The sequence below is a fragment of the Nereida sp. NH-UV-3 genome (assembly GCF_042939535.1).
Taxonomy (GTDB): Bacteria; Pseudomonadota; Alphaproteobacteria; order Rhodobacterales; family Rhodobacteraceae; genus Nereida; species Nereida ignava.
Genome location: NZ_CP132157.1, coordinates 1939667 through 1966620 on the forward strand (window position 1 = coordinate 1939667; position 26954 = coordinate 1966620).

Annotated in this window: 22 protein-coding genes; 11 read left to right on the forward strand and 11 right to left on the reverse strand. The window is 53.0% G+C overall.

Annotation, left to right across the window (positions count from 1 at the left end):
- Positions 1–261 precede the first annotated feature (261 nt).
- Positions 262–2118, forward strand: a complete 1857-nt coding sequence (uvrC, locus tag NeNHUV3_RS09595) for an excinuclease ABC subunit UvrC (protein ID WP_391481096.1) — start codon at positions 262–264, stop codon at positions 2116–2118.
- A 94-nt stretch (positions 2119–2212) separates the two neighbouring features.
- Here the strand turns inward: uvrC and NeNHUV3_RS09600 are convergent, their stop codons facing one another.
- From NeNHUV3_RS09600 to NeNHUV3_RS09610, 3 genes are all read right to left on the reverse strand, one after another.
- Positions 2213–2506 carry a hypothetical protein gene (locus NeNHUV3_RS09600; protein WP_391480479.1) on the reverse strand — a complete coding sequence of 98 codons (294 nt, stop codon included), beginning with the start codon at positions 2504–2506 and terminating at the stop codon, positions 2213–2215.
- A 651-nt stretch (positions 2507–3157) separates the two neighbouring features.
- Entirely contained in the window at positions 3158–3790 is a 633-nt protein-coding gene (locus NeNHUV3_RS09605) for a VOC family protein (protein ID WP_391481098.1), read from the reverse strand.
- Positions 3791–4107: 317 nt separating this feature from the next.
- Entirely contained in the window at positions 4108–4989 is an 882-nt protein-coding gene (locus NeNHUV3_RS09610) for a glycosyltransferase (protein ID WP_391481100.1), read from the reverse strand.
- Between the two features lie 536 nt (positions 4990–5525).
- Between NeNHUV3_RS09610 and NeNHUV3_RS09615 the strand changes: the two genes are divergently transcribed.
- The 5 genes from NeNHUV3_RS09615 (at position 5526) to NeNHUV3_RS09635 (ending at position 14513) form a co-directional block, all read left to right on the forward strand.
- Positions 5526–6143: a LysE family translocator gene (locus NeNHUV3_RS09615; protein WP_391481101.1), complete on the forward strand. Its 618-nt coding sequence runs from the start codon at positions 5526–5528 to the stop codon at positions 6141–6143.
- A gap of 93 nt (positions 6144–6236) precedes the next feature.
- Positions 6237–7091: an EamA family transporter gene (locus NeNHUV3_RS09620; protein WP_391481102.1), complete on the forward strand. Its 855-nt coding sequence runs from the start codon at positions 6237–6239 to the stop codon at positions 7089–7091.
- 103 nt (positions 7092–7194) lie between these two features.
- Entirely contained in the window at positions 7195–7641 is a 447-nt protein-coding gene (locus NeNHUV3_RS09625; RefSeq protein ID WP_341245737.1) for a YtoQ family protein, read from the forward strand.
- Positions 7642–7963: 322 nt separating this feature from the next.
- Complete coding sequence (locus tag NeNHUV3_RS09630) at positions 7964–13285, forward strand: Hint domain-containing protein (RefSeq protein ID WP_391481104.1); 5322 nt, start codon at positions 7964–7966, stop codon at positions 13283–13285.
- A 247-nt stretch (positions 13286–13532) separates the two neighbouring features.
- Positions 13533–14513 carry a TRAP transporter substrate-binding protein gene (locus NeNHUV3_RS09635; RefSeq protein ID WP_391481106.1) on the forward strand — a complete coding sequence of 327 codons (981 nt, stop codon included), beginning with the start codon at positions 13533–13535 and terminating at the stop codon, positions 14511–14513.
- Positions 14514–14521: 8 nt separating this feature from the next.
- Here NeNHUV3_RS09635 and NeNHUV3_RS09640 read toward each other — a convergent pair whose 3' ends face one another.
- Entirely contained in the window at positions 14522–15424 is a 903-nt protein-coding gene (locus NeNHUV3_RS09640) for a LysR substrate-binding domain-containing protein (protein WP_391481108.1), read from the reverse strand.
- A 94-nt stretch (positions 15425–15518) separates the two neighbouring features.
- Here NeNHUV3_RS09640 and katG point away from each other — a divergent pair, with 94 nt between their 5' ends.
- Positions 15519–17723, forward strand: coding sequence for a catalase/peroxidase HPI (gene katG / locus NeNHUV3_RS09645; protein WP_391481109.1), 2205 nt, complete (start codon positions 15519–15521; stop codon positions 17721–17723).
- Positions 17724–17778: 55 nt separating this feature from the next.
- Here katG and NeNHUV3_RS09650 read toward each other — a convergent pair whose 3' ends face one another.
- Entirely contained in the window at positions 17779–18426 is a 648-nt protein-coding gene (locus NeNHUV3_RS09650) for a glutathione S-transferase family protein (protein WP_391481110.1), read from the reverse strand.
- 76 nt (positions 18427–18502) lie between these two features.
- Positions 18503–19282: a transporter substrate-binding domain-containing protein gene (locus NeNHUV3_RS09655; RefSeq protein ID WP_048599164.1), complete on the reverse strand. Its 780-nt coding sequence runs from the start codon at positions 19280–19282 to the stop codon at positions 18503–18505.
- A gap of 145 nt (positions 19283–19427) precedes the next feature.
- On the opposite strand from NeNHUV3_RS09655, the gene NeNHUV3_RS09660 reads away from it, so the two are divergent.
- From NeNHUV3_RS09660 to NeNHUV3_RS09670, 3 genes are read left to right on the forward strand one after another with little or no spacing between them, the layout of a single operon-like run.
- Entirely contained in the window at positions 19428–20147 is a 720-nt protein-coding gene (locus NeNHUV3_RS09660; RefSeq protein WP_391481112.1) for an amino acid ABC transporter ATP-binding protein, read from the forward strand.
- 9 nt (positions 20148–20156) lie between these two features.
- Positions 20157–20891, forward strand: coding sequence for an amino acid ABC transporter permease (locus NeNHUV3_RS09665; RefSeq protein ID WP_391481114.1), 735 nt, complete (start codon positions 20157–20159; stop codon positions 20889–20891).
- 2 nt (positions 20892–20893) lie between these two features.
- Positions 20894–22258 carry an MATE family efflux transporter gene (locus NeNHUV3_RS09670; RefSeq protein WP_391481116.1) on the forward strand — a complete coding sequence of 455 codons (1365 nt, stop codon included), beginning with the start codon at positions 20894–20896 and terminating at the stop codon, positions 22256–22258.
- On the opposite strand, the gene NeNHUV3_RS09675 is transcribed toward NeNHUV3_RS09670, so the two are convergent.
- The 3 genes from NeNHUV3_RS09675 to rplS form a co-directional block, all read right to left on the reverse strand.
- Positions 22259–23068 (reverse strand): division plane positioning ATPase MipZ, encoded by an 810-nt coding sequence (locus tag NeNHUV3_RS09675; protein ID WP_341245744.1) that lies wholly within the window; start codon positions 23066–23068, stop codon positions 22259–22261. It abuts the gene before it with no gap.
- Positions 23069–23250: 182 nt separating this feature from the next.
- Positions 23251–23472: a 50S ribosomal protein L31 gene (gene rpmE / locus NeNHUV3_RS09680; protein ID WP_048599169.1), complete on the reverse strand. Its 222-nt coding sequence runs from the start codon at positions 23470–23472 to the stop codon at positions 23251–23253.
- Positions 23473–23484: 12 nt separating this feature from the next.
- Positions 23485–23859 carry a 50S ribosomal protein L19 gene (gene rplS, locus NeNHUV3_RS09685; protein ID WP_048599170.1) on the reverse strand — a complete coding sequence of 125 codons (375 nt, stop codon included), beginning with the start codon at positions 23857–23859 and terminating at the stop codon, positions 23485–23487.
- Between the two features lie 393 nt (positions 23860–24252).
- On the opposite strand from rplS, the gene rsgA reads away from it, so the two are divergent.
- Positions 24253–25347 (forward strand): ribosome small subunit-dependent GTPase A, encoded by a 1095-nt coding sequence (gene rsgA, locus NeNHUV3_RS09690; RefSeq protein WP_391481118.1) that lies wholly within the window; start codon positions 24253–24255, stop codon positions 25345–25347.
- Between the two features lie 3 nt (positions 25348–25350).
- On the opposite strand, the gene trmD is transcribed toward rsgA, so the two are convergent.
- Together trmD and rimM are read right to left on the reverse strand one after the other, a co-directional pair.
- On the reverse strand, positions 25351–26181 hold the full coding sequence (trmD, locus tag NeNHUV3_RS09695; protein ID WP_391481120.1) for a tRNA (guanosine(37)-N1)-methyltransferase TrmD: 831 nt from the start codon (positions 26179–26181) through the stop codon (positions 25351–25353).
- A gap of 70 nt (positions 26182–26251) precedes the next feature.
- Positions 26252–26764 (reverse strand): ribosome maturation factor RimM, encoded by a 513-nt coding sequence (gene rimM / locus NeNHUV3_RS09700; protein WP_391481122.1) that lies wholly within the window; start codon positions 26762–26764, stop codon positions 26252–26254.
- Between the last annotated feature and the right edge of the window lie 190 nt (positions 26765–26954).

Sequence of the window (26954 nt, forward strand, 5' to 3'; positions counted from 1 at the left end):
CACAGCGGACTTTATCAAACCGTTACAAAAACTTTAACAAAATCAATAATTTGCCATTTTGAAATTAAATATCGAGCTATTTCAATAAGTTACATTCGTGCTTAATTTTTGTGCAAATCAAGGAAATGTCTAAAAACATTGGTGAAATCGCATAATCTAATATCTTACTCACCGACTTATCCACAGCATCCGTGGATCTATTCTCTCTTGCGCACAGCCATTCACAATTGCAGCCACATACAGAATCGCAGACCCTGACTTATGACCGACGCAGCCCCCCTCATTGGACATGAATTGATCCACGATTATCTGCGCACGCTTGATGGCTCGCCCGGTGTGTACAGGATGCTTGATGAGCAAAATCGGGTGCTTTACGTGGGTAAGGCCCGCCATCTTAAAAATCGTGTGAGCAATTATGCGCGGCCCTCAGGGCATTCTGGACGTATTGCGCGTATGATTTCTGAAACGCGCTCGATGATGTTTCTGACTACTCAGACAGAAACAGAGGCGCTGCTTCTCGAACAAAATCTGATCAAACAGCTTAAGCCTAAGTACAATGTGCTGCTGCGTGATGACAAAAGCTTTCCAAATATTCTGGTGAGTAAAGATCATGAGTTTCCGCAAATTTGCAAACATCGCGGCGCTAAGAAAACTAAGGGTGCCTATTATGGGCCATTTGCGAGTGCTGGGGCGGTCAACAGAACATTGAATCAGTTACAGCGTGTGTTTTTGCTGCGTGATTGTTCTGACAGTCAATTCGAGGGGCGTACTCGGCCGTGTTTGAACTACCAGATCAAGCGATGCAGTGCGCCATGCGTTGGCAAAATCTCAGAGCAGGATTACGCCGCCAGCGTCAAAGACGCAGAGCGTTTCTTGTCGGGTAAAACGACGGGTCTTCAAGAAAAGCTGGCCAAAGATATGGCAGATGCGGCAGAGGCTATGGAGTTTGAACGCGCCGCAGCACTGCGCGATCGGTTGCGGGCCATGACGCAAGTACAGACCTCCCAAGGGATTAATCCGCGCGGCGTGTCAGAGGCAGATGTGATCGCGCTGCACATGGAAGGCGGACAGGCTTGTGTTCAAGTGTTCTTCATCAGGGCCAATCAGAACTGGGGCAATCGCGACTACTATCCGCGTCTTGCTGCAGATGTTTCGCACACGGAAGTGATGGAGGCTTTCGTCGGGCAATTCTACGCCGATAAACAACCGCCGAAGCAAGTGATCCTGTCTCACGCCGTAGAGAGTGAAGACCTTGTGGTTGAGGCGCTTAGCCAAAAGGCAGAACGCCGTGTCGAGATCATTGTTCCGCAACGCGGCGAGAAGATGGAACTTTTGGCTGGAGCTGCACGCAATGCTCGTGAAAGCCTTGCGCGGAAAATGGCGGAAAGTGCCAGCCAACTGAAGTTGTTGAAAGGGTTGGCTGAGGCATTCGAGTTGCCCAAGCAGCCGCAACGCATTGAGGTCTACGACAACTCTCACATTCAGGGCGCACATGCGGTAGGTGGTATGATCGTTGCGGGACCTGAAGGGTTCATGAAGAACAGTTACCGCAAGTTTAACATACGCGGTGATGATCTGACCCCCGGCGATGACTTTGGCATGATGAAAGAGGTTCTTCGCCGCCGCTTTAAGCGGTTGCTGAAAGAGGATCCTGACAAGAGTAAAGGCGACTGGCCTGATCTTCTTTTAATCGATGGTGGGGCGGGGCAAGTCAGTGCCGTACGCGAAATTATGGAAGAAATGGGTGTTGGTGATATCCCGATGATAGGTGTTGCCAAGGGTCTTGATCGGGACGCGGGCAAAGAAGAATTCCACCGCACGGGTAAACAGGTAATGGCGCTGCGCCACAACGATCCTGTGCTTTATTTTGTTCAACGTATGCGTGATGAGGCGCACCGTTTTGCCATCGGTACCCACCGGGCAAAGCGATCAAAAGCGATCGGCGGGACACCTCTGGATGATGTGCCGGGCGTTGGTGCGCGGCGCAAAAAGGCATTGTTGATGCATTTTGGCTCGGCCAAGGCTGTTGGCCGTGCCGCGCTTGCGGATTTGAAATCGGTCGACGGAATATCCGAGGCGATGGCGCAAACAATCTATGACCACTTTAACGAGCGTTAGCTCCATCACCCCCCCCCTCACCAAAAAAGAGCGCCCCGCTTTCGCGAGACGCCCTTCTTGGGGACCGGGAGGTATCCTAGAGGTTGCGCGGGGCTTAGAAGTTAGCGAGTGACTTCAGTGATGCGACGCGCGCTGTGTCGTTGTCTTGCTCTGCATTTTCGATCAAGAACGCGTAGTCCACGCCGCCCTGCGCGTTGTCACCGTTTTCGAGTGATTTCAGCGATGCGACTTGTGCTGTGTCGTTGTCCTGCTCTGCATTTTCGATCAGCGATGCGAAATCAATCGATGTGCCGCGGCTTGAGACACGGGCGCTATCGAGAGTTTGGCCCAAGAAGAAGTTCAGCTGTGCCACGTCTTGGTTTTGGCGGGCGTTAATGATGTTAACCAATGTTGTGTCTGCGTAAACACCGGCGCTGACGCCTGCGGATTTGGCGAGTTGGTCAGCAGCTGCTGCAGTTGCGGAAGCGGCGATTGCGATAGCTGTGAATACAGTTGCGAGTTTCCTAATAATTCCTTTCGGTGCCTTGTCTAAGGCGTTGGTTTGTTTGGGCTATATTGCCCTGTGAGTGTCGAGTGAGGCGTCAGTGCCTGTCTCGGATGAGTTGTATATGAGGGTTGTTTTGGGGTTATGATAGGCCTGTCACGAGCAGGTGATCTGTGCGGAAACGAACATCACGCTACCGTGATCGCCTCTTGTGTGCGCAGACCCTGCGGGCGTTATGCCTATGAAAACGGCGCTCACAAGAAATGTTACACCACCGCGATATGTTTCAGCGCGGTGGAAGGGTTTGTAATAATTCAGGTGTGAATTGTTCGATTTGTCGCAAAAGAACCTGTGGCGGCGCAGAGAATCCTGGTCCTATTCTGTTCTTTGGGCGGTTTTTGGTATGCTAGAACTTATCAATATGCGTTGTTTACGTCTTATGATGGCCAAATTCGCAGCCGAAGAGATTGGAGGCGCGGTTTTACTGCCTTTAGCCGCCAAACCTTATGAGGGGCGAGATCAGCGAACCTCTAAAGCTTTTGTCACCACTTGCGTTTACGTAAGGACCTTGATCCCGTTGGGCGTTTTAATTTCAGCTTTGATTGACATTGTATCACCCGTTTCAAAGTTAATGCCGGCCATGTCTAACTGACCTTGCAACATCTGCTGAATTTCTGTGGCTTTAGGATGCACGACAGTCATCTGTTCCAGTCGACAGCCAAGATCAGTCATTCGCGCTGCAGGGTGTGGACCATCGGGCCATTGCATAAGCATCGGGAACGCACCGTCAAATGGCATGGAGCCATCATCGCGCACAGCCATCTGCCATGATAGCGCGTCCCGAGTAATCTTTGTCGCTGGACCTAGTTCAACAGGGAGGTCGGCACAGCTTTGCATCAAGTGGTTCGAGTTGATGATCCATGTGCCTAATCGGGCGGGCCCAGAGAAATTATCAAGATTAAACCAGCGGGCGCGCTGGATCGGGCTTGCACTGGGATCTGTGGCGATAACTTCTAGAAACGTGTCCGGTCCAAGTGACATCAGTAAATTGTGTGTGCCCATTGCCGCGTGTTGGCCCCCTGAGGGCATCTCTATTCCAAGACATTCGCGTACATGTGCTGCACCTTCTTCAAGGGTGCGGGCTGATACTGCGATATGATCAAAGCGAAGCGAATAGTCAGTGAGCAAAATAATGCGCCTTTTGATTGGGATGCAGGGACCTGCTGCAGCATATATGCGACTTATATGGATGCAAACCTGAAGCCGTTAGTTTGGCTGAGATAGGACGCTCGAGCTTTATGAAGGATTTACAGGTGGCTGTACTGAGGGCGTGAGTTTGCCGCAAGATAGTCGCTACCGGTTAGAACCGCAGGCGAACGCGAACTGAAATGCAACGGCTTTGGCGCAAACTATGAGTTTTTTGAGGGCTTCCCGTAAGCCTTGATCTCGCCGCTCAGCGGGTATCCAATGATCGCCCACATTCGAGCAATGAGAGTGAAAAAGTCCTAAAGAGTGTAACGCGCAGAATTCAGCCTGCAGAACATAATGTTGCGCGTCAAATACACTGGCTTGAACGCTATCTGTACTATAATTTGTAGCAGCTCGGCTATGTCTTTACTGATCGCCTGAGAAAACGAAAGTCTTAGGTAGAGGTGCTTTTGCACAACATGCTGGTCCCGCCACACACGCTTTAGGCCATACCAAAAACCTGACCGCTCATCTGCAATTGGCTCGTAAATTTTTGCTGTCGGAACGAATATCAGCTTTTCACCAGATGCGATGATGCGACGTGAAATGTCGTAGTCCTCGCCGCCGCTATGGTTGAAAATGGTATCAAAACGGAACCCGCCTAAAGAAGTGTCGAATAGACGTTTGTGAATGAGAAAATTACCAGTTTTCGCAAAAGGTGTAGGACTACCCAAAGGGCGTTTGTCTGTACCAGGTGGCTGCCGCCAAGCAGAGAGGCTGTTCGACGGCAGAATAACGTAGGGTCCGCAGAAAAAGCGTACATCGGGAAGGCTGTGCATGGCCGAGACGAATTCAGTCAGCCAATTTTCATCGACGGTCTCATCATCATCGACCATTGCGAGCCAGTCGGCGTTTTCGTGTTCCGCAATATCAAAAAGCCGGTTGCGCGCATGGACCACGCCCATTCGACTTTCAAGCTTATGGGTTATTCTGAACGGTAGATTTGCAGCCTTAGTCACGTGAGCGATTTCTGCAGTGGGCCCGTTCTCCACCACAACGCAGTGCAATTTAAAGCCTTCTGGTATGTGCAGACGGGCGATGGATGCCAAACATTCAGTGAGTTCCTTTGGCCGATTATGTGTGCACAGCCCGACAATAAGTTTTTGAGAACGCTGTGGTGTGTCTTGGTTAGCGTCCATACTGGCCTCCGGCGCTACCAAATAGTCTGCACAGATTACCCGCCGGCATTACAAGGTGATAGCCGATAGGTATCCGGAGTTGGTTTTGAAGCCGCTCCTGAATGAGCTTGTGCAGCGGAGGGAAGATCAAGTTTGGAAGCGCCATCAAAATAAAAACAAAACTCGGTTTAACAATACCAGATCAACCCGAACGGCGTGTTGGTCTGCGCCATACATACATATGGCTACGCCCCCATTCAAAGTACTTTCTGAGTAAATTTTTGAAAGTTCTTCGGTCCGGCCAACGGCTTTCCGCAACTAAGTAAGCGCGTAGGTGCTTTTGAGCCGCGAGCTGATCGTCATCAAGGTGTGCGATTTCATCAGCACATGCTGACCTTAAGTGCCATCGCTACCAACTGATCCCTACGTGTTGTGTTCGCCATTCCGGGTTTTATGGGCGCGGTGGGCCGTCAGTTTCTGCAAGATCACCACTATTGCGCACAAAATATCGAGCGTTATGAAAACTGTCAGAACACTAAAAAACATTGGCACCGAAAATGATTGATTGGCTTATTTTTATCCCTGCGTGTTTGGCGTTGAATTTGGCATTTGGGCCTAACAATCTGCTCTCTATGACCCACGGAGCGAAGTCTGGAATTGTCTTCGCTCAAAAAGCTGCCTTCGGGCGCCTATTTGTTTTTGTACCGATGATAGCCATTAGCGCTTTGGGCTTGGGTGTTATTTTAACCACGTCTGCTGTGGTGTTTAATGTTGTTAAGGTGATTGGTGCGATCTATCTGATTTGGTTGGGAATATCCCTTTGGCGTAGTTCGAATAAGGTTGATGCAGCCGGTCTTTCAGCTACTGAAATTAGTCTCAAAGAGGCTTTCAAAACTGAAGGCTTGGTCGCAAGCAGCAATCCCAAAGCCATCTTAATTTTTGCAGCATTCTTTCCGCAGTTCGTTTCGATGGACGCGTATTGGCTGAGCTACTTGGTGCTTGGGGGCGCGTTTATCATGCTTGAGGCTGTGGCGATCTTTACCTATGCGGCCTTGGGACGGTTCGCGGCCTCCTTTGCTCAAAACAAACTGCCCAGTTTTCAGCGCGTGTCTGGCGGGACGATGTGTGTATTCGGCCTGCTACTTTTGGTAAGCCCGCAGCCAACTCGGGGTTAGCCAAACCGGCTTGAAAAGGCATATATCGTTTGCCTTACACCACAGCGCTTAGATAGGCTGGTGCCACGCAGCTATCGCATTGGAATACCTTAAATGACGACCTCAGTTTTTCTCGCGGTGGTCTTCGCGGCTTGTCTGCATGCGGCGTGGAACTCGTTGATCAAGGGTAGTGCGGACAAACACACTGCAATGCTTGGCGTTGTTTTGGGGCACGTTCCAATCTGCATTGTTATGATTTTGCTGGCACCCCCGTTCAATACCGAAGCGCTGCCATGGATGATTGGCGGTATCTTTCTGCATTTAGGGTATCAGCAGTTTCTAATCACAGCTTATCGCCTTGCTGATCTGACGTTGGTGTATCCAATTGCGCGGGGCAGTGCGCCGTTAATTGTGACGGTTGTGTCGGTCGCAGTATTGGGGCTTTCATTCACAGTGTTCGAGGTGTCAGGCGTTTTACTCATCACGTCTGGGGTGGTGTTTTTAGCCTTTGCTAAGCGTATTGATGGCACGCGGGATTTGCGCGGTGTTGTTTTGTCGCTTGGAACCGGTGGCTTCATTGCAGCATATTCCTTGGTGGACGGTATCGGCGCGCGGGTCGCTGGTTCACCGCTTGGGTTTTGGAGTTGGGCCGCGCTTGGAAATGCGGTGCTGTTTACGTGTTGGACTGCCTTTGTCCGTCCAAAAACCTTTGCCGTTTTGCGCTCGGATCGGAGTGCAATGGTTATGGGGCTTGGCGGTGGCACTGCGTCCTTTCTTGCTTATGGTCTCGTCATTTGGGCGTTCACCCAAGCACCGATTGCATTGGTGACCGCGCTGCGTGAGACATCCATTGTGTTTGCACTTTTGATCGGCACTATTGTTTTGAAAGAAAGTGTGACCCGCGTGAAAATAATCTCGGCGGGGGTGATTATCGCCGGTGCTGCCGTTCTACGAATATCCATTTCTTAGGCGGTCTTGCACTCAGGCCCTCATGCATTAGCTGTCGCCGTAAGTACCCATGCCAGCGGATAAGCTTGTGTGTGGGGATGTAGCACAGAACAAGGAGATCATAATGCTGAAAGTTTATCTATCGGGCGAAATTCACACAGACTGGCGCGATCAGATCATCGCAGGTGCCAGCGGCCTAGACGTTGAGTTTTCTGCGCCTGTTACTGATCATGCGGCAAGTGATGATTGCGGTGTTGCGATTATGGGCGATGAGCCCAACAAGTTTTGGCACGACAACAAAGGGGCAAAACTCAACGCGATCCGAACGCGCAAAGGTATTGCAGATGCGGATATTGTCGTGGTGCGTTTTGGCGAAAAGTACAAACAGTGGAACGCCGCTTTCGATGCGGGCTATGCCGCCGCTTTGGGCAAGTCCTTGATCGTCATGCACGGCGCTGATCACCAACACGCACTCAAAGAAGTGGATGCAGCGGCACTTGCTGTCACGGAAACACCAGATCAGATTGTCGAAATTCTTCGATATGTTCTGGACGGCTCGCTTCCTGCGTAAACACTGTCTTTTGTCCCAAAGTGAAAAGGTTCGCTTTGGGACTTTTGACAATACGAATCAAATTTTAAGTAGTGCGGCGGAAAGCGTCCGTATTGCGCAGTATTCTGGCGGTAATGCGCTCCAACTGTTTCCGCGCTCGCAACAGTTGGTGGCTGAACGCGTCAATTACGTAACGGCAACACACAATCGGCACTCTTTGACCGTTTTTCCCTTCTATTGGTAAATACAGAATGTATGAATAACACTGCCCCAGTGTGCGTTTTGGGGCGTTTTTCGATCTGTCTGCGTTTTGACAGGTCCAGTTACGAGTTTGGAGTGTCACATGGCCCGTTCTTTTTTAACCGCTGTCGAGAATCTTATTGGGCTTTGGGAGTTCAATAGCAATGACCCCGCAGCGGACACGGGACTTTCTGACGGTATTGCGCAGGCAGGTGATTTTGACGCCAACGCTACGGTCGCAAATGGGGCCTTGGTTACGGACGGCGACGGGGACGCATTCACGGTCGACACGGCTGGATCGTCAGATAATGCCTTCGATCTCAGCGCAGGCACAATCGTTGCGCAGTTCAACCAGTCGACGCACATCGGCACATCTCCAGACACAATCGTAAATCGCGGCGAGTATGACGACCGCGCGACCGAAGGCTTCTTTGAAATTAGTGTGACCGAAGATGGTCGTGTTGCGGTTGACCACGAAGACAGCGCTGCAAAGATCAGCTTGAAAACTGCTGCCGGTTTTTTCGCACCCGGTGATGACGTGCGCGTTACGTATTCTTGGGATGCAGCCACAGGCGTCATTTTTGAAGTTGAAAATCTGACAGACGGCACTGAAGTGCAGCTGACCGACGCTACAGAAAACCTGACGATGGCGATTGGCGATAATGACGACGAAAGCTTCACTATTGCGGCGGGCGAAGCTTCCGACGGTGTAACAGATCAGTTCTTTGCGGGCACCATCGATTATGTCGCTATTTATGATGTGGCCAATCCGCCCGAGCCTGAAGTGGAACTCATTGATCCTATCACGACGCTCGTGGATGCAGATATCATCGCAGAGTATCTATTCACGGAGAACAATCTCTCAGATCCGATCGCAAGCCGTACATATACTGACACCGCCACTGATTTTGACGGGGTTGCACAAACAGGGACGAACCTTGGCAGCGCCAATACACTTGATGGCGCGCTTGACCTTGATGGCACTAATGACGCTGTCTTGATTGCGGCTGATGAGAATTTTCAGATTGGTCAGGGTGCTGTCTCACTGACGTTCAATCAGGCGGCCCATGTTGGCCAATCGCCAGATACGCTGATTTCACGTGACAGTGGCAATTTTGATGACGGTGGGCATCTGACGATCAACGTCACCTCAAGCGGCAACCTTGTTGTGCGCCACCAGACGGATAGCCAGAACTTTTTCTACGAAACGGGTTCGGGCTTCTTTGCCACCGGTGACGACGTTCGGGTGTTTTATCAGTGGGACGACCAAGGCGAAGATGGTCGTTTGATCGTTCAGAACCTAACCGACAACACAGAATACAGTGAAGATATCACGGACGCACTGACCCTTGATATGGGGCCAAACTTTAACGAGCCTTGGACAATCGGGGCGAGCCAGATTTATTCTGGTGACAACGCTGCTGATAACTTGGGCGAGTACTTTGACGGTGCCATTGATGACGTGCGGATTTGGTCAACAGCTGCGCCGGCGCTTGATGGCACGGTGACAGGTACCGCTGGCGATGACGTAATTGATACGGATTACGCTGATGATCCCGAAGGTGATATCGTCGACGGACAAGACGCGATTGATCCAAATGCCTCCCCGAACGATGACGTGATTTCTGCGCTGGGCGGCGACGACACAGTTGATGCGGGTGCTGGTGATGACAGCGTTTCTGGTGGTGAGGGTGATGATAATATCGACGGTGGCGACGGCGATGATGTGCTGTCGGGGGATGCGGGTGATGACACCCTCGTTGGTGGCGCTGGCAATGACACACTTGAGGGTGGCGCGGACCGCGACACAATCATCGCGGGGCCTGGTGATGTGGTCGATGGCGGCGAGGCTGGCGACGACAATGACACCCTTGATGTGCGCGGCGCAGGTCCGGCGATTGTCACTTATGACCCTAATAATCCTGAGGCTGGCACCGTCACTTTCGTCGCAACCGGCGGCGTTGTTACGGGAACACTGACATTCACCAACATTGAAACGGTTCTCTTTACGCCAGCCCCTGATGGCACGGTTTCGGGCACCAGTGGTGATGATCTGATCGACGCTGATTACACCGGTGATCCCGAAGGCGACCAGGTTGATAGCAACGACGCAGTTCTCGGCAACGTAGGCTCGAATGATGATATCATCGATGCGGGCGCTGGTGATGATACTGTTCGCTCTGGCGAAGGGTCAGACACCATCTTCGGTGGCGAGGGCAATGACGTTATTGATGCGGGCGTCGGTGATGACACCGCGTCTGGCGGCGCGGGAGATGATACATTCCGAGGCGGTGCCGGTGATGATGCGTTCTTCGGCGGTGATGGCGATGATCAATTCAATCTAAACGTTGGAGGAATTCTAGCCGACGGTGATACAGATGTAATCGATGGTGGGGCTGACGGCGAAACCGATGGGGATACCATGTCGGTCACAGATGGTGGCGCAGGAGAAACCCTAAGTGTCATTTTTGATGGTGACGAGTCCGGTCAAATTTCCTCGACAGTGGGCACATCAACCACCGACTTTGCCGAGATCGAAGGTATCGCTGTGAGCGGCTCTAATGTGGTGATTGACGCCTCACAAAGTGACGTCGATCAGAACCTTGAAGTGAGCGCTTTGGTCGGTGCTACGGTTACGGGCGGCTCAGGGAACGATACAATCCGTACCATTGGCGAGACGACTGTCGATGGTGGTCAGGGTGATGATGTTATCGATGGCTTTGCTCTTGATACGGTCATTCAACTGACAGATGATTTTGGTGATGACACGATCGACGGTGGTGAAGTTGCTGAAACGGCGGGTGATACGCTTGATGCGTCTGGCATCACCGCGGGCGGCGTCACCGTCAACCTGACTGCTGATGAAGACGGTACGCTCACTGATAACACAACTGGCGATGTCGCTACGTTTGTTAACATTGAAAACATCACCACCACGGACCAAGACGATATCATTGACGCATTTGCGGCCACTGTGGGTATCAATGTTGATGCAGGAGATGGTGCTGACACGATCACCGGCGGTGACGGAGATGACATGATCGAGCTTGGTGCCGCAGATGAGGATAATGATGTTGTCGTTCTGACGGATGATTTCGGCGATGACGTCTTGTCCGGCTTCGAGACCCCGACGGTTAATCCTGATGGCTCTCTGACGTCAAATGATACATTTGATGTAACTGGATTGACCAATGCTGACGGCGATCCGGTCACGACAGATGACGTGGTCGTAACCGACACCAACGGTGACGGTACTGGCGATGCAATCCTCACTTTCCCGAACGGCGAAAGCGTAACCCTTACTGGCGTCACACCTGACTTGGTCGATGATGTCGATGAGCTTATCGCTATCGGGATCCCACCGGTTCCCGATGGTACGGTGAGCGGTACGGATGGCGATGATGTGATTGTTGCTGGGCCGTTAACCTTTGGTAGCAATGTATTTGCGACATATACTGGTGATCCAGACGGGGATCTTGTCGACAACAACGACGCTGTGGTCGGAAATGTTGGCTCTAATGACGACATCATCGAAGCGGGTGCTGGTGATGACACTATTTTCGCAGGGCAGGGCAACGATACTGCTTTTGGTGAGGCTGGTAATGATCGTTTTGTTCACCAAGGTGGCGATGACACTTACTTTGGTGGAGATGGGAACGATGTTGTCGGTTCAAATACTTTAGGCGGCAGTTACACATTCTTTGGTGGTGATGGCTCTGATCGGAACACGACTGTTAGTGGTGATGCGCGAAGCGACACGTATTTTGGCGAAGCTGGTAATGATCTTTTCGCTACATCCGGAGGGAGCGATGTACTTGATGGTGGTGACGGAAATGACCGATTTTTCATTGTAGATGCGGATTCCTACGGTGCAATCGGGAGTCACACAATTGTCGGTGGGGAAGGTGCTGAAATTCCGAGTGCAGTCGCGGGTGAGATCGCCGGAGACACTTTGGGCCTGTCAAATTTTTCTAATACGGGCAAGGGCGTCACATTTATCTTTGATGGTGATGAACAGGGCACATTCACAACTTCTAACGGTGATAATGCTGCGACATTCAGTGAAATCGAAGTCATTAATGCGCAAACCGTAGGTGACGTCACAATCGATGCATCGGCGAGTGAGGCGGATCAGGGCCTAATATCGATGTTCGCGGATACAACAATTACAGGCGGCTCAGGTGATGACTCTATCGAGACTGGTAGTGGTGCAGACGTTATCGATGGCGGCGCTGGCGCTGATCTGATCGAGACTGGCCTTGGCGACGATCTGATTTTGCTTAGCGATAGCTTTGGCAACGACACTATCACTGCCGGGGGTTTCAATCAAACCAACGGGGATGCTCTCGATGCATCTGGCCTGACCACAAGCGGCGTAAATGTTGATTTCAGTGCTAGTGAAGCTGGCACTGTTACGGATGATACCACTGGCGATGTTGCCACGTTCTTCGAAATCGAAAACATCATCACCACGGACCAAGACGATGTGATCGACGCATCTGCGGTGACGTCTGGCGGTGTTAATGCCGAAGCTGGTGGCGGCGATGATACGCTGATCGGTGGTGGTGGTGCAGACACGCTATCGGGCGGCGACGACGCGGATACGTTCTCGGGGCTTTCAAGTGGTGATGTCATTACCGGCGGCGAAGGCGGCACGGACGACGATACCATCGAAGTTGGTCCTGATACGCCGTTTAACGTCCTTTATGATGCGGCTGATCCTACATTTGATCCTGCTACTGGCGAAAGCGAAAGTGGTGTCATTCAGTTGCTTGACGCACCTGGCGGTTCTGTCACGGGCACAATCACATTCTCAGAGATTGAGAACATTATGTGCTTTACGCCCGGTACTCTGGTTGCCACAGCTCAGGGTCAGAAACCGGTTGAAACACTGACCCAAGATGATCTGATCCTTACGCGGGACAATGGTTTCCAGCCAATCGCATGGACCGGTCAACGGGCTTTGACGGCACAAGAGCTGGCGGCAAGCCCGAAGATCCAACCGATCTTGATCAAGGCAAATTCGCTTGGTGAAGGGGTGCCTGAACGTGACATGATGGTGTCGCCTAACCACCGGATGCTGGTGACGGATCCCAAGCTGCAAATGTACTTGCACGAGAGTGAGGCACTTGTTGCGGCCAAGCACATGACTGCCATTGACGGTGTGGCGCAAATGGCCACGTCCAGCCTGACCTATGTGCACTTTATGTTTGAGCGCCACGAGGTTGTTCTGGCAGATGGTGTATGGTCGGAAAGCTTCCAGCCGGGTGATTATTCGATGAATGGCATGCCAAGTGAGCAGCGCGCAGAACTCGATATGCTTTTACCTGAATTGGAAGTGACAGGTGCAGGTGCGTTCATGTCTGCGCGGACACAGTTGAAGGGCTTTGAGGCGCGCACATTGTTCGGTGCACGCAAAGCCTAGCTTCTTGGCACTCCGCCATTGCGCGGGGTGCTTTTATGCGTCTCTTTGAGGTTCTGACTTCTGATTGCGCGGCTATAATGCCGTTTTTGCGGATGTTTCTTTGGGGGTGGTGCGCTATGCTTCTCCTTAAGGTTCTATGTGTGCTCACGGCGAAAAGCCGTGGGTGCCGCGCAAAAGTAAGGAAAACCGCATGTTCTCGTTCAAATCACTACGTGTCAAAATTGTTGGGGTGGCTTTAGGGATATGCATGTCCTCAGCGGCTGTTGCGCAGGAATTTACCTTTTCGGTGCACCATTTCTTAAGCCCTAAAGCCATCACGCAGACCCGTTTGATCGAGCCATGGGTTGCTGCCATCGAGGAGGCATCAGGTGGGCGGATGGCGTTCGAAGTATTTCCGTCCATGTCATTGGGTGGCAAGCCGTCAGAGCTTTACGGTCAAGTTCGCGATGGTGTTGCAGATGTCGTGTGGACGCTGCCCGGATACACCCCTGGTGTCTTTCCTCGCGTAGAGGTTTTTGAACTGCCCAACGTACATGGCGGCGATGCTTTGGCGACTAACCGCGCTATTCAAGACATGATGCCTGATCTGGCTGCTGACTTTGATGACATCCATCCGCTTCTTGTGCACGTACACGCCGGAAACGCGCTTCATCTTGCATCGGGTAATGTAACAGAGCTGCAAGATTTTGAGGGCCTCAAGATTAGAAGCCCTTCGCGGACGGGCGCGTGGATGCTTGAGGCTTTGGGCGCAGAGCCTGTGGGCATGCCTGTTCCTGCGCTGCCGCAAGCGCTTGCCAAAAAGACAGTTGATGCAGGGCTTGTGCCTTTTGAGGTGGCGATCCCGCTCAAACTTGCCGACCTAACGACGGCTTCGGTTGAGTTGGATGGTGGTGCACGATTTGGCACGTCCACCTTCCTTTTTGCGATGAACAAGAACAGTTATGCATCTTTGCCCCCTGATCTTCAGGCGATCGTTGATGAAGTGTCGGGCCGCGTTTTGTCAGAGGCTATGGGTGCTGCATGGAATGAGATGGAGCCACTGGGCAAAGAGCGCGCCCGCGCGGCTGGCGCAACCGTAAGCGCCTTGTCGGCGAAAAATACGGCGGCCTTTGATGCTCCGTTTCAGCAGGTGGCGGATCGCTGGGTGAGCGAAGTGAACAGCATTGGTATTGACGGTGCTGAATTGCTAGGGCGTGCCCGCGAGGCAGTTGCGAAGTACTCGAAGTAGAGACGTCTTTACGGCTGTGCTAAGTATGATGCGGCCTGCTGTACCAAGTGGGCCACGTCATTTAGCCGTTCTGCCAGCGGGCTGGTTTTGCGCCAGATCATTCCGATTTGCCGTGAGGGTTGCGCACCATCAAGCGCCGAAATCGCCACGGGTGCTGAACGGGTCTCTACCTCAACGGCCATCTGCGGGATCAATGTGACGCCGATGCCCGCACCAACCATCTGCACCAAAGTTGACAAAGACGTGCCGTCTAGACCCTCCCAAGGGCGAACAGATGGGCCTGTGCAGAACGATAATGCCTGGTCGCGAAAACAGTGCCCTTCCTCCAAAAGTAAAAGCCGCATCGCCGCCAGCCCTTTTGCATCTGGTGGGGGTAACTGCGCATCAGCAGCGGGGCGGACAAGCACAAAGTTTTCTTCAAAAAGCGGCACCTCGGCAAAGCTGGTTTCGCCCACGGGCAGGGCTAACAAAGCCGCATCAATTTTGCCGTCTGCTAGTTCTTGCAGCAACTTCGGGGTCATCGTTTCACGTATGTGGATGTCGAGGCCGTCATATCTTTGGGTTAGTGCACCGATAACTTTGGGCAAAAGATAGGGCGCAATTGTCGGGATCACGCCAAGGCGTAGTTTGCCACTTAGCTTGCTTTGTTGTGAGCGCGCCAAGTCCGTCAACTCATCGACAGAGCGTAAAATATCGCGGGCACGTTCAACAACGGTTTCACCGAATGGCGTCAGACCAAGATTGCGGGGTGTGCGCTCAAACAAGGCTGATCCAAGGGCAGCTTCCATTTCTTTGATCTGCATCGACAGGGCAGGTTGAGAAATTGCACATACCTCGGCAGCCCGTCCAAAGTGACGTTGTTGGACCAGCGCATCAAAATATCGCAGCTGTTTGAGAGTTAAATTATCCATAGGGAAAACTTATCATATCAATCAGAAAATACAACTTATCCTAATGGAAAACCTTTGCTAGAACTATTCTAAATTAGCAACATTGGAGATTCTCATGGACGGCGCATTCGACGACATCAACAACGAAAAATCGGGCAAATGCCCTGTTATGCACGGCGTGCACTCCGCTAAGGGGACGCAGGCGAACCAACATTGGTGGCCGAACCAACTGAACCTCAAAATGCTGAGCCAGAACGCGCCAAGCGTCAGCCCAATGGATGCTGACTTTAATTATGCTGAAGCGTTCAAGGCCCTTGATCTGGATGCCCTGCGCGCCGATTTGAAAGCGTTGATGACAGACAGCCAAGATTGGTGGCCTGCGGACTACGGCCACTATGGCCCATTCTTCATTCGGATGGCGTGGCACTCTGCAGGTACATACCGTGTGCATGATGGTCGCGGTGGTGCGGGTTCCGGCAGCCAACGTTTTGCGCCGCTCAACAGCTGGCCAGACAACGGCAACCTCGACAAAGCGCGCCGTCTTCTGTGGCCTATCAAGCAAAAATACGGTGCTGCAATTTCGTGGGCGGACTTGATGATCCTCGCGGGTAACGAAGCCCTTGAGACGATGGGTTTCGAACCATACGGCTTCGCTGGTGGTCGCGAAGATATCTGGGAGCCTGAAGAAGACATCTACTGGGGTCCTGAAACCGAGTGGCTCGCAGACGAGCGTTACAGCGGCGATCGTGAGTTGGCGCCTGTCTTGGGTGCGGTGCAGATGGGTCTGATCTACGTCAATCCAGAAGGACCAAACGGCAACCCTGACCCGTTGGCATCAGCGCGCGACATCCGCGAAACCTTTGGCCGCATGGCCATGAACGATGAAGAAACTGTAGCGCTGATTGCGGGTGGTCACACATTCGGCAAAGGCCACGGCGCCGCCGACCCCGAGCAATATGTGGATGCAGAACCTGAGGGCGCTGGCCTTGAAGCAATGGGCTTTGGTTGGGCAAACTCATACGAGAGCGGAAAAGGTGAGCACACAATCACTTCTGGCCTTGAAGGTGCGTGGACAACAAACCCAGCGGTTTGGGACAACAACTACTTTGAGAACCTATTTGGTTACGACTGGGAGCTGACTGAAAGCCCTGCAGGTGCCAAGCAGTGGAAGCCGGTTCAGGCGGAAGCTCAGGGTACCGTGCCAGATGCGCACAACCCCGAAAAGCGCCACGCACCTGTGATGTTCACGTCTGATTTGGCCATGCGCGAAGATCCTGCCTACGCCAAGATCTCACGTCGCTTTTACGAAAACCCTGAAGAGTTCAAGCAGGCGTTCGCAAAGGCTTGGTTCAAACTAACACACCGTGACATGGGGCCACATAACGTCGGTCTCGGCCCGCTTGTTCCGGCTGAGCCTGAGTTGTGGCAAGATCCTGTGCCTGCGGTAGATCACGCATTGATCGATGCTGCTGATGTGACTGCGTTGAAAGCGGACATCCTTGCATCAGGTGCAACTCCACAAGAGCTTGTTGCCCTTGCGTGGGCCTCTGCATCTACTTTCCGTGGTTCAGATAAGCGCGGTGGTGCAAATGGCGCGCGCATTCGCTTGGCGCCACAAAAAGACTGGGCGGTTAACGCGTCATATGGCTTTGATGCTACGATTGCTAAACTTGAAGCTGTGCAAGCGGCCTTCAATGGCGCGCAGTCTGGTGACAAGAAAGTGTCATTGGCTGACCTGATCGTGCTGGGTGGTTCTGCGGGACTTGAGGCTGCAGCAAAAGCTGCTGGTAGCGACATATCAGTGCCGTTCACTCCGGGCCGGACAGACGCGACACAAGAGCAAACTGACGTGGACAGCTTTAGCGTAATGCAGCCCACTGCCGAAGGGTTCCGTAACTTCTTCCCTGCCGGCAACGTCCGGTCTGCGGCCGAGCATTTGGTGGATCGTGCGCAATTGCTGGCCCTAAGCGCGCCGGAAATGACTGTGCTCATTGGTGGTTTGCGTGTGCTTGATATCAATGCAGGCGGTACAAAGCACGGTGTTCTGACGGATCGCCCGGGTACGTTGAGCAACGACTTCTTCCGCAACTTGCTTTCAACTTTGGGCGCGTGGACGAATGTTGGCGACGGCACCTATAAAACGTCTGAAGGCGGTGAGTGGACGGGTACAGAGGTTGACCTTCTGTTCGGTTCAAACTCAATCCTGCGCTCTCTGGCTGAAGTCTATGCATCCGATGATGCAGAGCAGAAGTTCCTCGCGGACTTCGTGGCGGCTTGGGTCAAAGTGATGGAACTGGACCGCTTTGATCTGGCGGCATAAGCCATTTCATAGTCGGAAATTGGAAACGCCGCGCTTTGACTAGCGCGGCGTTTTTTTATGCGGGATAGGCCTTGCTGAGATAGTCATCCATTGCAGGCTTGTAGTGGACAAGCTCATCACTGACAGGTGCAAAGCTTTGTAGTCGCGCATCGTAATCCAGAACAGACTGGGGCCACTCAACGGGCAAGCCAAGTGCCTGCTCAAACGCTCTGATCCATGCGAACGTGACTGCAAACCCACAGTCGCAAAGCCAAAGCGTGTCTGGGTCAAGTGGGCTGTCGCGCAGCAATAGCGCTAATGCTTTAAGGTGCTTTGTGATCTCTGCACCACCGGCTTTCACAGCGTCTGCGTTGCGGGTTTCGTGCGCTACTTGAGGATACATGGCCCGCACCGCTGGTTCGAGGCGCGTGTCGTGCAGCCTGCCTTTCTCGCGGGCCTTTGCGCGAAGTTGCACTGTGTCGGGCAACATCGGAACGTCTGGATAGACCTCGTTGAGGTACTCCGCGATGGCTTCGGAATCCGCCAACATAAAGCCTTCATCAACCATTGCGGGAAGGTTCCCAGACGGAACAATCGCCTTATACTCCGCAGATCCGTAGCCGCCGGGTGGGGGCAATTCTTCCCATGCCAGCCCTTTGTGGCGCATGGTGATCCGCAATTTCGCGCAATAAGTCGCGACTGGTACTGAATAAATGGTCAGCATAGTTTTCCAATCTTAAATCAAAAAAGGGGCCAACCGCTGATGCAATTGACCCCTTGGGTTTGGCTAAGGGCGCTGATTACTCAGCAAGCAGCTGCCATTTTTTGCCCAAAGTGTCGAAGAAGCCTTGTTCTTGCTTCAGCGTGATCCACGTGTTGACGTAGTTGATCCACACTTGGTCTGCTTGCGGCAAAAGCATCGCGATTGGTGTGGGTGCGCGGCCCTCGGCAACTGGCACAATCATCAGTTGGTCGTATTGTGCGACCAGTTTGTTTGCCTCAACGTTTGAGGTGATGTTCGCATCAGCACGGCCTGCGAGGACTTCTTGGAAGTCACGGGCAGGGGCTTCAACGATGCGGTACTGCGCGTCTGGGAAGAACTCTTTGACTTGCTTTTCTTGAGTTGTGCCCAAAGTTGCGGCGACTGAAACGTCAGCGTTGTTCAAATCATCCCAGCTTGAGAAACGACCTGCATTTTCTTTCAGCGTCAATGGCACGGTGGCAAGGCTGAAGTAGCTGTCTGAATACCCTGCGGCTTTTGCGCGGCTTGGCGAAACAGAGGCTGATCCTGTGATGTGGTACTGGCCCGAGGTCACGCCGCTCACCAATGTTTTCCAGTCTGTTGCAACGAACTCAACTTCCACGCCCAGATCGGCAGCCAGCTGCGTCATCACATCGATGTCGTATCCGGTGTAGCTGTTTGTCGCGACATCGCGCATTGTCATTGGGTTCCAATCGCCAGTCGTGCCGACTTTCAGCACGCCATTTGAAAGGATTTCACTCAGGGCAGATTGTGCAGTCGCCTGTACGGAACTTGCCGCAAGAACGAGGGTCGCAGCAGCGATCTTAAAAAATTTCATGGGTATTCCTCTTTGTGTATTTAGGGCTAGTTAGGGTGAAATGGGCGGCAGGAAACTGGTAATCCCGATAAAAATTGCGTTGCGTGTCCTTTTTTGCCATCACGCAGCTCTAGGAGAAGTGTAAACTATGGTTGCCTTAATTTCTATGCAAAAAGTGTCAAAGTTTTTTGACACTTTTCAAGCGCTGAAGGATGTGTCCCTTGATGTGAACCTTGGTGAGAAGGTTGTCATCTGTGGTCCATCCGGCTCCGGTAAGTCGACGCTGATCCGCTGTATTAACCGTCTTGAGGCGCATGAGCAGGGCGAAATTATCGTAGATGGTGTGACGCTAACTGATGATAAGGCGACCCTTGAGAAAATCCGCGGCAACGTCGGGATGGTTTTTCAACAGTTCAATTTGTTCCCTCATCTGACAGTGCTCGAAAACTTGACCCTCGGTCCGCGGCGCGTTTTGGGACTGGATCCGAAAGCCGCCGAAGAACGTGCGATGAAATATCTTAATCGCGTTCGAATTCCGGATCAGGCTGATAAGTTGCCGCGCCAATTATCTGGTGGTCAGCAGCAACGCGTGGCTATTGCGCGATCTCTTTGTATGGAACCGCGCATTTTACTTTTCGATGAGCCTACCTCGGCGCTTGATCCTGAAATGATTGCCGAAGTGCTTGATGTGATGTCTGAGTTGGCGCGTGACGGAATGACCATGGTGGTTGTAACCCACGAAATGGGTTTTGCCCGCCGCGTTGCCGATAAGATGGTATTCATGGATAAGGGCCAAATCGTTGAGGTGGGCCCCACGGAACAGGTCTTTACGGCCCCGAAATCTGCGCGCTTTGGTGCGTTTATCCAACAAATTCTGAACCACTAGGGGCGTATTATGAAACGTTTGATTGTTCTTGCGCCACTGGCTTTGCTGTTGTCGGGCTGTTCTGGAAATTGGGGGTGGTATGTAGTTGATCCTCGCACTGCCAACGGTCTCGCCAACCTTAAATTCATGGCGACAGGTGCCTACAACACCATTTTGATGTCACTGACCGCCATTCTTATTTCGGTTGTGGTTGGGCTTTTGATTGCGCTGCCAGGGTTGTCCAGCAAGCGCCGCTACCGCGCGATTAACCGAACATATGTTGAGGTGGTGCGCGCGGTGCCGATCCTTGTTCTGATCCTTTGGGTGTACTATGGCCTGCCGCAACTTACAGGCCTGACGCTGAACGTGTTCTGGGCCGGTGTGCTGGCGCTTGCTCTGTCGGATAGTGCGTTTCAGGCCGAGATTTTCCGCGCTGGTATTCAGTCAATCAATCGTGGTCAATATGAGGCGGCGCAGTCTATTTCGTTAAACTACCGTGATACGATGCGCTTTATCATCTTGCCCCAAGCTATCCGCCGCATCCTGCCTGCATTGGGCAACCAGCTGGTCTATATGCTCAAGATGTCGTCTCTGGTGTCGGTGATCGGGATGCAAGAATTGACCCGCAAGGCGAACGAACTGGTGGTCTCCGAATACCGACCCCTCGAGATTTATACTATTTTGGTGTTGGAATATCTGGTTCTTATCCTCATTGTATCTGCAGGCGTCCGTTGGCTTGAACGGCGTATGAAAGCGGCGGACTAAATATGCAAAAAGATGATCTGACGACCGGCCCGATCTCGGGTCATTTCCGCGCGCTTGCGGTTCCGGCGGCCTTCGGGATGCTGTTCGCCACTCTCTACAACGTGGTTGATGTTTATTTCGCCGGCATGTTGGGAACCGAGGCGCAGGCAGGTTTGGCCGTTGGGTATCAGGCATTTTTCATCATGATGGCCGTGGGGTTTGGCCTTGGGTCTGCGCTCAGCGCACTTGTAAGTAACGCAAAGGGACGCAAAGACGGCACCTCGTCGCGCAGGTTGGCGGCCCAAGGGATTAGTTTTGGTTTGATCGCAACGGCTTTGCTGATGTGTATCGGGGCGTTTTCTGGCCCGTTCTTGATTGCGCTCGTCTCTGAAGAAGGCGCCTACCGCGATGCGGCCTTGGGGTATTTCAATTGGCTGTTGTTCGCGCTGCCTGCATTTTTGCTGGCTTATGGTACGAATGGTATTTTGCAATCTCACGGTGATACGGTTTCGATGCAGCGTGGCTTGATGGTGGCCTTCGTGGCGAACATCGGACTGAACCCATTGTTCATTTTTGGCATTCCCGGCGTGTGGGGCGGCATGGGTTTTAACGGTATCGCGGCGGCTACGATCCTGTCACAGACGGGTGTAATGATCTGGATCTTCTCGCGGGTGTTTGCGCTAGAGATGATGCAGGGTGTGCCCCGTGATGCGTTCATCCCCACATGGGCTAGCTTCCGTGAAATCTTTGCGCAAATGTTACCGACCACCACGGCGCTTGTGGTGATGTTTGTCTCTGGCTTTGTGGTACAATTTGCCCTTAAAGGTTTTGGCGGCGAGGCTATCGCGGCCTACGGGGTCGGTCTTCGGATTGAACAAATTTTGCTGTTGCCGGTACTGGGTATGACCGGTGCGCTTTTACCTATTGCAGGACAAAATTTTGGCGCGGGTGAGCATGACCGCGTTCGCGAAGCCCTGCGCTTTTGCTGGAAAGTTGGCTTTGTGATGGCCGCTATCGCGTTGCCGTCGTTATGGTTTGGCGGGCATTTTGCGATGGGGCTCTTTACGGATGATGAGGCGGTCATCGAGATCGGGGCAAGCTATCTGCGTGTCGATGCGATCCTGTTCCCCGTTTACATGATGCTCTTTTCAATCAACTCAATCCTACAAGCACTCAAGAAACCAATCTGGACTTTGTGGATCAGCATCTACCGCCAAGGTTTGGGTGTGGGTTTGTTCATATGGGTTTTCGTAAGCCTTGCAGGCTTTGACGTGATTGGCGTCTGGCTGGGTATCGCCACGGCTGTAGCAACCGGGTGGCTGCTGGCCATGTTCGTTGCGGGGCGCGTGGCAGAGCGTGAGATGGGCGGCTTGCTGCGCGCAAGCTGATCAGAAGCTGACTTTTACGTTTGGCAGATCAAGGGCTTTGATCAATTCGCGCAGCTCATTACGGGCTGCGACGTTTGAGATATTCATCCCCTTTACGCCAATGTCGCGTAGATCAAGTAGGGTCAGCCCCCGTGGAAATAGCTCGCGGAAAATAACCCGTTCGTTAAAGCCTGTCGCCGTCCGAAAACCGATGCGCTTTGCGAGCTTCCCAATGGCGGCTTCCATCTTCTTTTTGTTTACCATGTTCTGCGCGCCCATACGGTTGCGCACAACGATCCAATCAATAGGCGTTAGGCCGGCTTTGGCGCGCAATTGACGCGCGGCCCATACCATTTCGGAATACACAGAAGGCCCCGTGATGTTAGTGCCTTCTGTGTCTACGTGGGCCAACAAGTCAAAGTCGATAAAGCTATCGTTTAGGGGTGTGATCAGGGTATCTGCAAGAGAGTGCGCCACTTGGCTTAGCCGCGTGTGAGAGCCGGGGCAGTCGATCAATACAAAGTCATTGTCCGCATCAAGTGCAGCAACACCAGCCGTCAGGCGGGCATCGTAAATGTTTTCACCCTCAGCCAGCGTCGATTGATCCAGCTCGGGCAAATCCAGATAAGTTGGCGTAGGCAGTTCAAGACCTTCGGCATTCAGAAAAGTCTGGCGGTTCGTAATGTAGCGCCCCAGCGTTTTCTGGCGCAGGTCCAAATCAAGGCATCCGACACGGTGGCCCATCCGCGACAGGGCTGTGGCTACGTGCATGGAAACCGTGGATTTTCCCGCGCCGCCTTTTTCATTTCCTACAACGATAATATGCGCCATGTACTCGGCCCTTTGGTTTGTCTTCTTGCATCCGCAAAGATGCTTTTGAGCGACTATATGTGGCGTTGCAACCCAATGAAAGCACAACCGCGCAACATTGGTAAAACTGCAATTAACCAATCAAAAACGCCGCCCCAGATAAGGAGCGGCGTTTGAATTCAACACACAAATGTGCGGCGGGTTTAGAAGCCCAAGCCAGCGTATTTGTTTTTGAACTTGGATACGCGACCACCGGTATCCATCAGCTTTGTGTTACCACCGGTCCATGCTGGGTGCGCGGATGGGTCGATATCCAAAGCGATCTGGTCGCCTTCGGAACCCCAAGTGGATTTCATTTCAACGATATCACCGTTTGTCATTTTGACTTTGATGATGTGGTAGTCAGGGTGGGTATCTTTTCTCATGACATCCGCTCCTTAAGATTTCTTGGGACGGTAGTTTGTTTGCTCGGCGATACGAGCAGACTTACCGCGACGCTCACGAAGATAGTACAGTTTCGCGCGACGCACACGGCCACGGCGTACTACTGTGATGCTGTCAATGTTGGTGGAGTGCAGCGGGAATACGCGCTCAACACCTTCACCGAAGGAGATCTTGCGAACAGTGAACGATCCGGCAATGCCTTCACCGTTCTTGCGCGCAATGCAAACGCCTTCGTAGTTTTGCACACGGCTGCGTGTGCCTTCGGTTACTTTGTAACCAACGCGGATGGTGTCACCCGCTTTAAAGTCGGGAAGCTCGTTCCCAAGGGCCGCAACTTGTTCGGCCTCCAGTTCAGCGATCAGGTTCATGATCGTCTCCTATGTTGCTCACGGTTTGCCCGCGATGGTGTGGCGCAGCCTCAGAGCTCTCGGGTGTCGTTCGGGTCCGCCGTGGCGCCCGCCAGAGGTTAGGTCACTATTCCTTGTGTGCCGCACCAGTTCCCTACATCGCGATACCCGTTGTCGAAACACCAAAGGGTCGTATGCGCAAGTTCACCAATACAAGCGACGTCCGAATCCACTAACGTGGTCAGACTTGCGCCGTATAAGGCCTTTCGCCGGTTCGTGACAACCCCTTGTGTGCCACGCTTGGTATTCATTTCATGGATTGTTCGGTGCTTTGGCGGCTCATGTAAATAACTGGTAAACCCTGCACATGTCGCCTATTTGTACCGCCTATGTTGAACACCACCTTTGCCCTTCATGCCCGCGTCTGAGCTCTCAAATATGGTCGACGCGTCTGACGCCGTCGATGCGCCATTAGCGCGTCTCGGCTGGACCCCTTTCTTTGAGGCACAGCTTGAGGGTTTGTCATCAAGTATTTCCGACTTTCCCGCCGCCGGACAGCCCACTCGGGTCACAGCGGTGCACCGTAATACGCTTCGGGTGATTGGCGTTGATGTTGATCTGACCATTCCGCACGCTTTTGAGGCGACGGTTGGTGATTGGCTCTTGCTCGACCCACAGACAAAAACAGCCTGTGCACGGCTTGAACGCAGCAGTCTGATTAAACGCAAAGCCGCGGGACGGATCACCTACACTCAATCTATAGCGGCTAATATCGATACGGTCTTTGTTGTGTCTTCGTGCAATGCTGATTTCAACGTCGCACGTCTTGAGCGCTACGTGGCGTTGGCGTTTGAGGCGGACACAACGCCCGTCATCATCCTGACCAAAGCGGATTTAAGCGACGACCCTGATGGATATGTGGCGCAGGCCCAAACCATTTCTGAGCGCGTCGCTGTTCTGGCGCTTGATGTGCGCAACACAGATCCGTCCGATGCGTTGGCCCCGTGGGTGCAGCTGGGCCAAACGATTGCATTTTTAGGGTCATCCGGCGTGGGTAAGTCCACACTGGTAAACGCACTTTCGGGACAGATAAAAGCGGCGACCCAAGGTATTCGCGACGATGACGCAAAGGGACGCCACACCACGACCCACCGCGAGTTGCACCAGCTGCCAAATGGATGCGCAGTTCTGGACACACCGGGCATGCGCGAGCTGCAACTGACGGACGCGGCTTCCGGTATCAAGGACGTTTTCGCCGATCTGATCGAGGTCGCTGCACAATGTAAATTCTCTGATTGTGCGCATCAGTCTGAACCGAAGTGCGCCATTAAAGCAGGCATTGCAGACGGCAGTGTTGATCCCGCGCGTGTTGAGCGCTGGCAAAAGCTACAAGATGAAGATGCGCATAATTCAGAAGCCGCCACTCAAACTGCGGCCCACCGCAAGGCCCGTGACAAATCACTGGGAAAGACGATCAAGGGCCTTCAAAAAGGTAACCGCAAGAAATAGGGCCTAATCCTTTTTGAGATGCGCTTGCCAAAGATCAGGCCGGCGCTCTTGGGTGATGCGTTCAGATTGTTCCTGACGCCACTGCGCGATCTTTTTGTGGTTCCCACTGGTCAGCACATCAGGGATGCTCATGCCCTCCCACTCGGCCGGACGGGTGTACTGAGGGTGCTCCAAAAGCCCGTTTGAAAAGCTTTCCTCAACCGTGCTTTCGGCGTTTCCAAGAACACCTGCCAATAACCGTACCGTGGCATCCAAAAGAATTTGAGCGGCCAGCTCACCACCTGTGAGCACGAAATCCCCAAGGCTGACCTCCATGATGTCAAAGCGTTGAAGAACGCGCTCGTCCACCCCTTCAAACCGACCACAGAGCAGCGTTACACCACTTTCGCGCGCAAGGGCTTGGGCCATGCCTTGGTCAAACTTTTTCCCACGGGGGCTGAGGTAAATCATCGGATGCCGTGCGCCGCGATGCGCAGTTGCCAGGGCGTTGCCCACCACATCCGCGCGCATCACCATGCCCGCACCACCGCCCGATGGCGTGTCATCAACGTTCTTGTGCCGGCCTTCACCAAACGTGCGTAGGTCCGTTGTTTCTAACTGCCACACGCCGTCTTTGAGGGCCTTGCCGGTCAGACTTTCGCCTAAAATACCGGGGAAAGCTTGGGGTAAAAGGGTCACCACCCGCGCATCCCATGCTCGGGCCAAGCGGGGTTTGTCGGTTAGCAACTCGCGTGGTTTGAGTGACGCGGAAATAGACTTGCGCCCGACGGAGCGTTCTTCGCGGACAGGCTTTGTAGGCGTTTCAGCAGACGGGGTTTGCGGCGCGTCAGTCATGGGAGTCCTCTTTCAGCGCGCTGTCGTGCAGTGCGTTGTGAGTGTGAGTATCGTTGATGCCGTAGGGCGTTCAAAAGAGACCTTCGGGTGGGTCAATAACCACGCGTCTGCCCGTGACGTCTACTGTTGGAACAGCTGCTTTGGTGAAAGGTACCAACACTGTATCTTTCAACTTGGGGCCTTGGACTTCAAGCAAATCGCCCGCACCGTGATCCATGACGTGCTTAACGGTGCCAAGCTCTGTTCCGCCAGTGTCAAACACCGCCAGACCGATCAGATCGGCGTAGTAGAACTCGTCATCCTCTGCTTGGGGAAGCTGCTCACGGGTGGCGAACAGATCAATGCCTCGCAGTGCGTCCGCATCTTCTTTGGTCACAACGCCCTCAACTTGGGCGGCAAAGCCGTTCTTGATTTGCTGAACCAGAACCATCTCAATGCTTCGCGTGCCGCTTTCGTCTGTCAGCGCGTAGCCAAAGATGTCTGGTGCAAAGCTGCAAAACGACTTGATGCGCACGTCACCCTGTACTCCGAATGCACCGGCGATTGTGCCTACCAAAACCTTGTCGGAGGAGCTCTGGGTCATTGAGGTATCTCACAAATTGAGTTGCGTATGGTCCCGCCCGCATTTTTGCAGGCTTCTGATGTGTTGCCCATCTGATAAACGATCCCCGCCAGAAAAGCAGCACCAACAAACATGATTAAGCGCATCAATCTGAACATGGCGGCTCAACCTTTTTCTTATGACGTTTCTAAATTGGTGGAGGACGGTGCAA

Excerpts from the sequence above, each read along its gene's own strand:
- rsgA (WP_391481118.1), top strand. The coding sequence starts at position 24,253 with ATGCCCGCGTCTGAGCTCTCAAATATGGTCGACGCGTCTGACGCCGTC.
- NeNHUV3_RS09610 (WP_391481100.1), bottom strand. The coding sequence starts at position 4,989 with ATGGACGCTAACCAAGACACACCACAGCGTTCTCAAAAACTTATTGTC.
- NeNHUV3_RS09665 (WP_391481114.1), top strand. The coding sequence starts at position 20,157 with ATGAAACGTTTGATTGTTCTTGCGCCACTGGCTTTGCTGTTGTCGGGC.
- NeNHUV3_RS09660 (WP_391481112.1), top strand. The coding sequence starts at position 19,428 with ATGCAAAAAGTGTCAAAGTTTTTTGACACTTTTCAAGCGCTGAAGGAT.
- NeNHUV3_RS09670 (WP_391481116.1), top strand. The coding sequence starts at position 20,894 with ATGCAAAAAGATGATCTGACGACCGGCCCGATCTCGGGTCATTTCCGC.
- NeNHUV3_RS09630 (WP_391481104.1), top strand. The coding sequence starts at position 7,964 with ATGGCCCGTTCTTTTTTAACCGCTGTCGAGAATCTTATTGGGCTTTGG.
- NeNHUV3_RS09655 (WP_048599164.1), bottom strand. The coding sequence starts at position 19,282 with ATGAAATTTTTTAAGATCGCTGCTGCGACCCTCGTTCTTGCGGCAAGT.
- rplS (WP_048599170.1), bottom strand. The coding sequence starts at position 23,859 with ATGAACCTGATCGCTGAACTGGAGGCCGAACAAGTTGCGGCCCTTGGG.
- uvrC (WP_391481096.1), top strand. The coding sequence starts at position 262 with ATGACCGACGCAGCCCCCCTCATTGGACATGAATTGATCCACGATTAT.
- NeNHUV3_RS09615 (WP_391481101.1), top strand. The coding sequence starts at position 5,526 with ATGATTGATTGGCTTATTTTTATCCCTGCGTGTTTGGCGTTGAATTTG.
- NeNHUV3_RS09650 (WP_391481110.1), bottom strand. The coding sequence starts at position 18,426 with ATGCTGACCATTTATTCAGTACCAGTCGCGACTTATTGCGCGAAATTG.
- NeNHUV3_RS09640 (WP_391481108.1), bottom strand. The coding sequence starts at position 15,424 with ATGGATAATTTAACTCTCAAACAGCTGCGATATTTTGATGCGCTGGTC.
- NeNHUV3_RS09635 (WP_391481106.1), top strand. The coding sequence starts at position 13,533 with ATGTCCTCAGCGGCTGTTGCGCAGGAATTTACCTTTTCGGTGCACCAT.
- NeNHUV3_RS09625 (WP_341245737.1), top strand. The coding sequence starts at position 7,195 with ATGCTGAAAGTTTATCTATCGGGCGAAATTCACACAGACTGGCGCGAT.
- trmD (WP_391481120.1), bottom strand. The coding sequence starts at position 26,181 with ATGACTGACGCGCCGCAAACCCCGTCTGCTGAAACGCCTACAAAGCCT.
- katG (WP_391481109.1), top strand. The coding sequence starts at position 15,519 with ATGGACGGCGCATTCGACGACATCAACAACGAAAAATCGGGCAAATGC.
- NeNHUV3_RS09620 (WP_391481102.1), top strand. The coding sequence starts at position 6,237 with ATGACGACCTCAGTTTTTCTCGCGGTGGTCTTCGCGGCTTGTCTGCAT.
- rimM (WP_391481122.1), bottom strand. The coding sequence starts at position 26,764 with ATGACCCAGAGCTCCTCCGACAAGGTTTTGGTAGGCACAATCGCCGGT.
- NeNHUV3_RS09675 (WP_341245744.1), bottom strand. The coding sequence starts at position 23,068 with ATGGCGCATATTATCGTTGTAGGAAATGAAAAAGGCGGCGCGGGAAAA.
- rpmE (WP_048599169.1), bottom strand. The coding sequence starts at position 23,472 with ATGAGAAAAGATACCCACCCTGACTACCACATCATCAAAGTCAAAATG.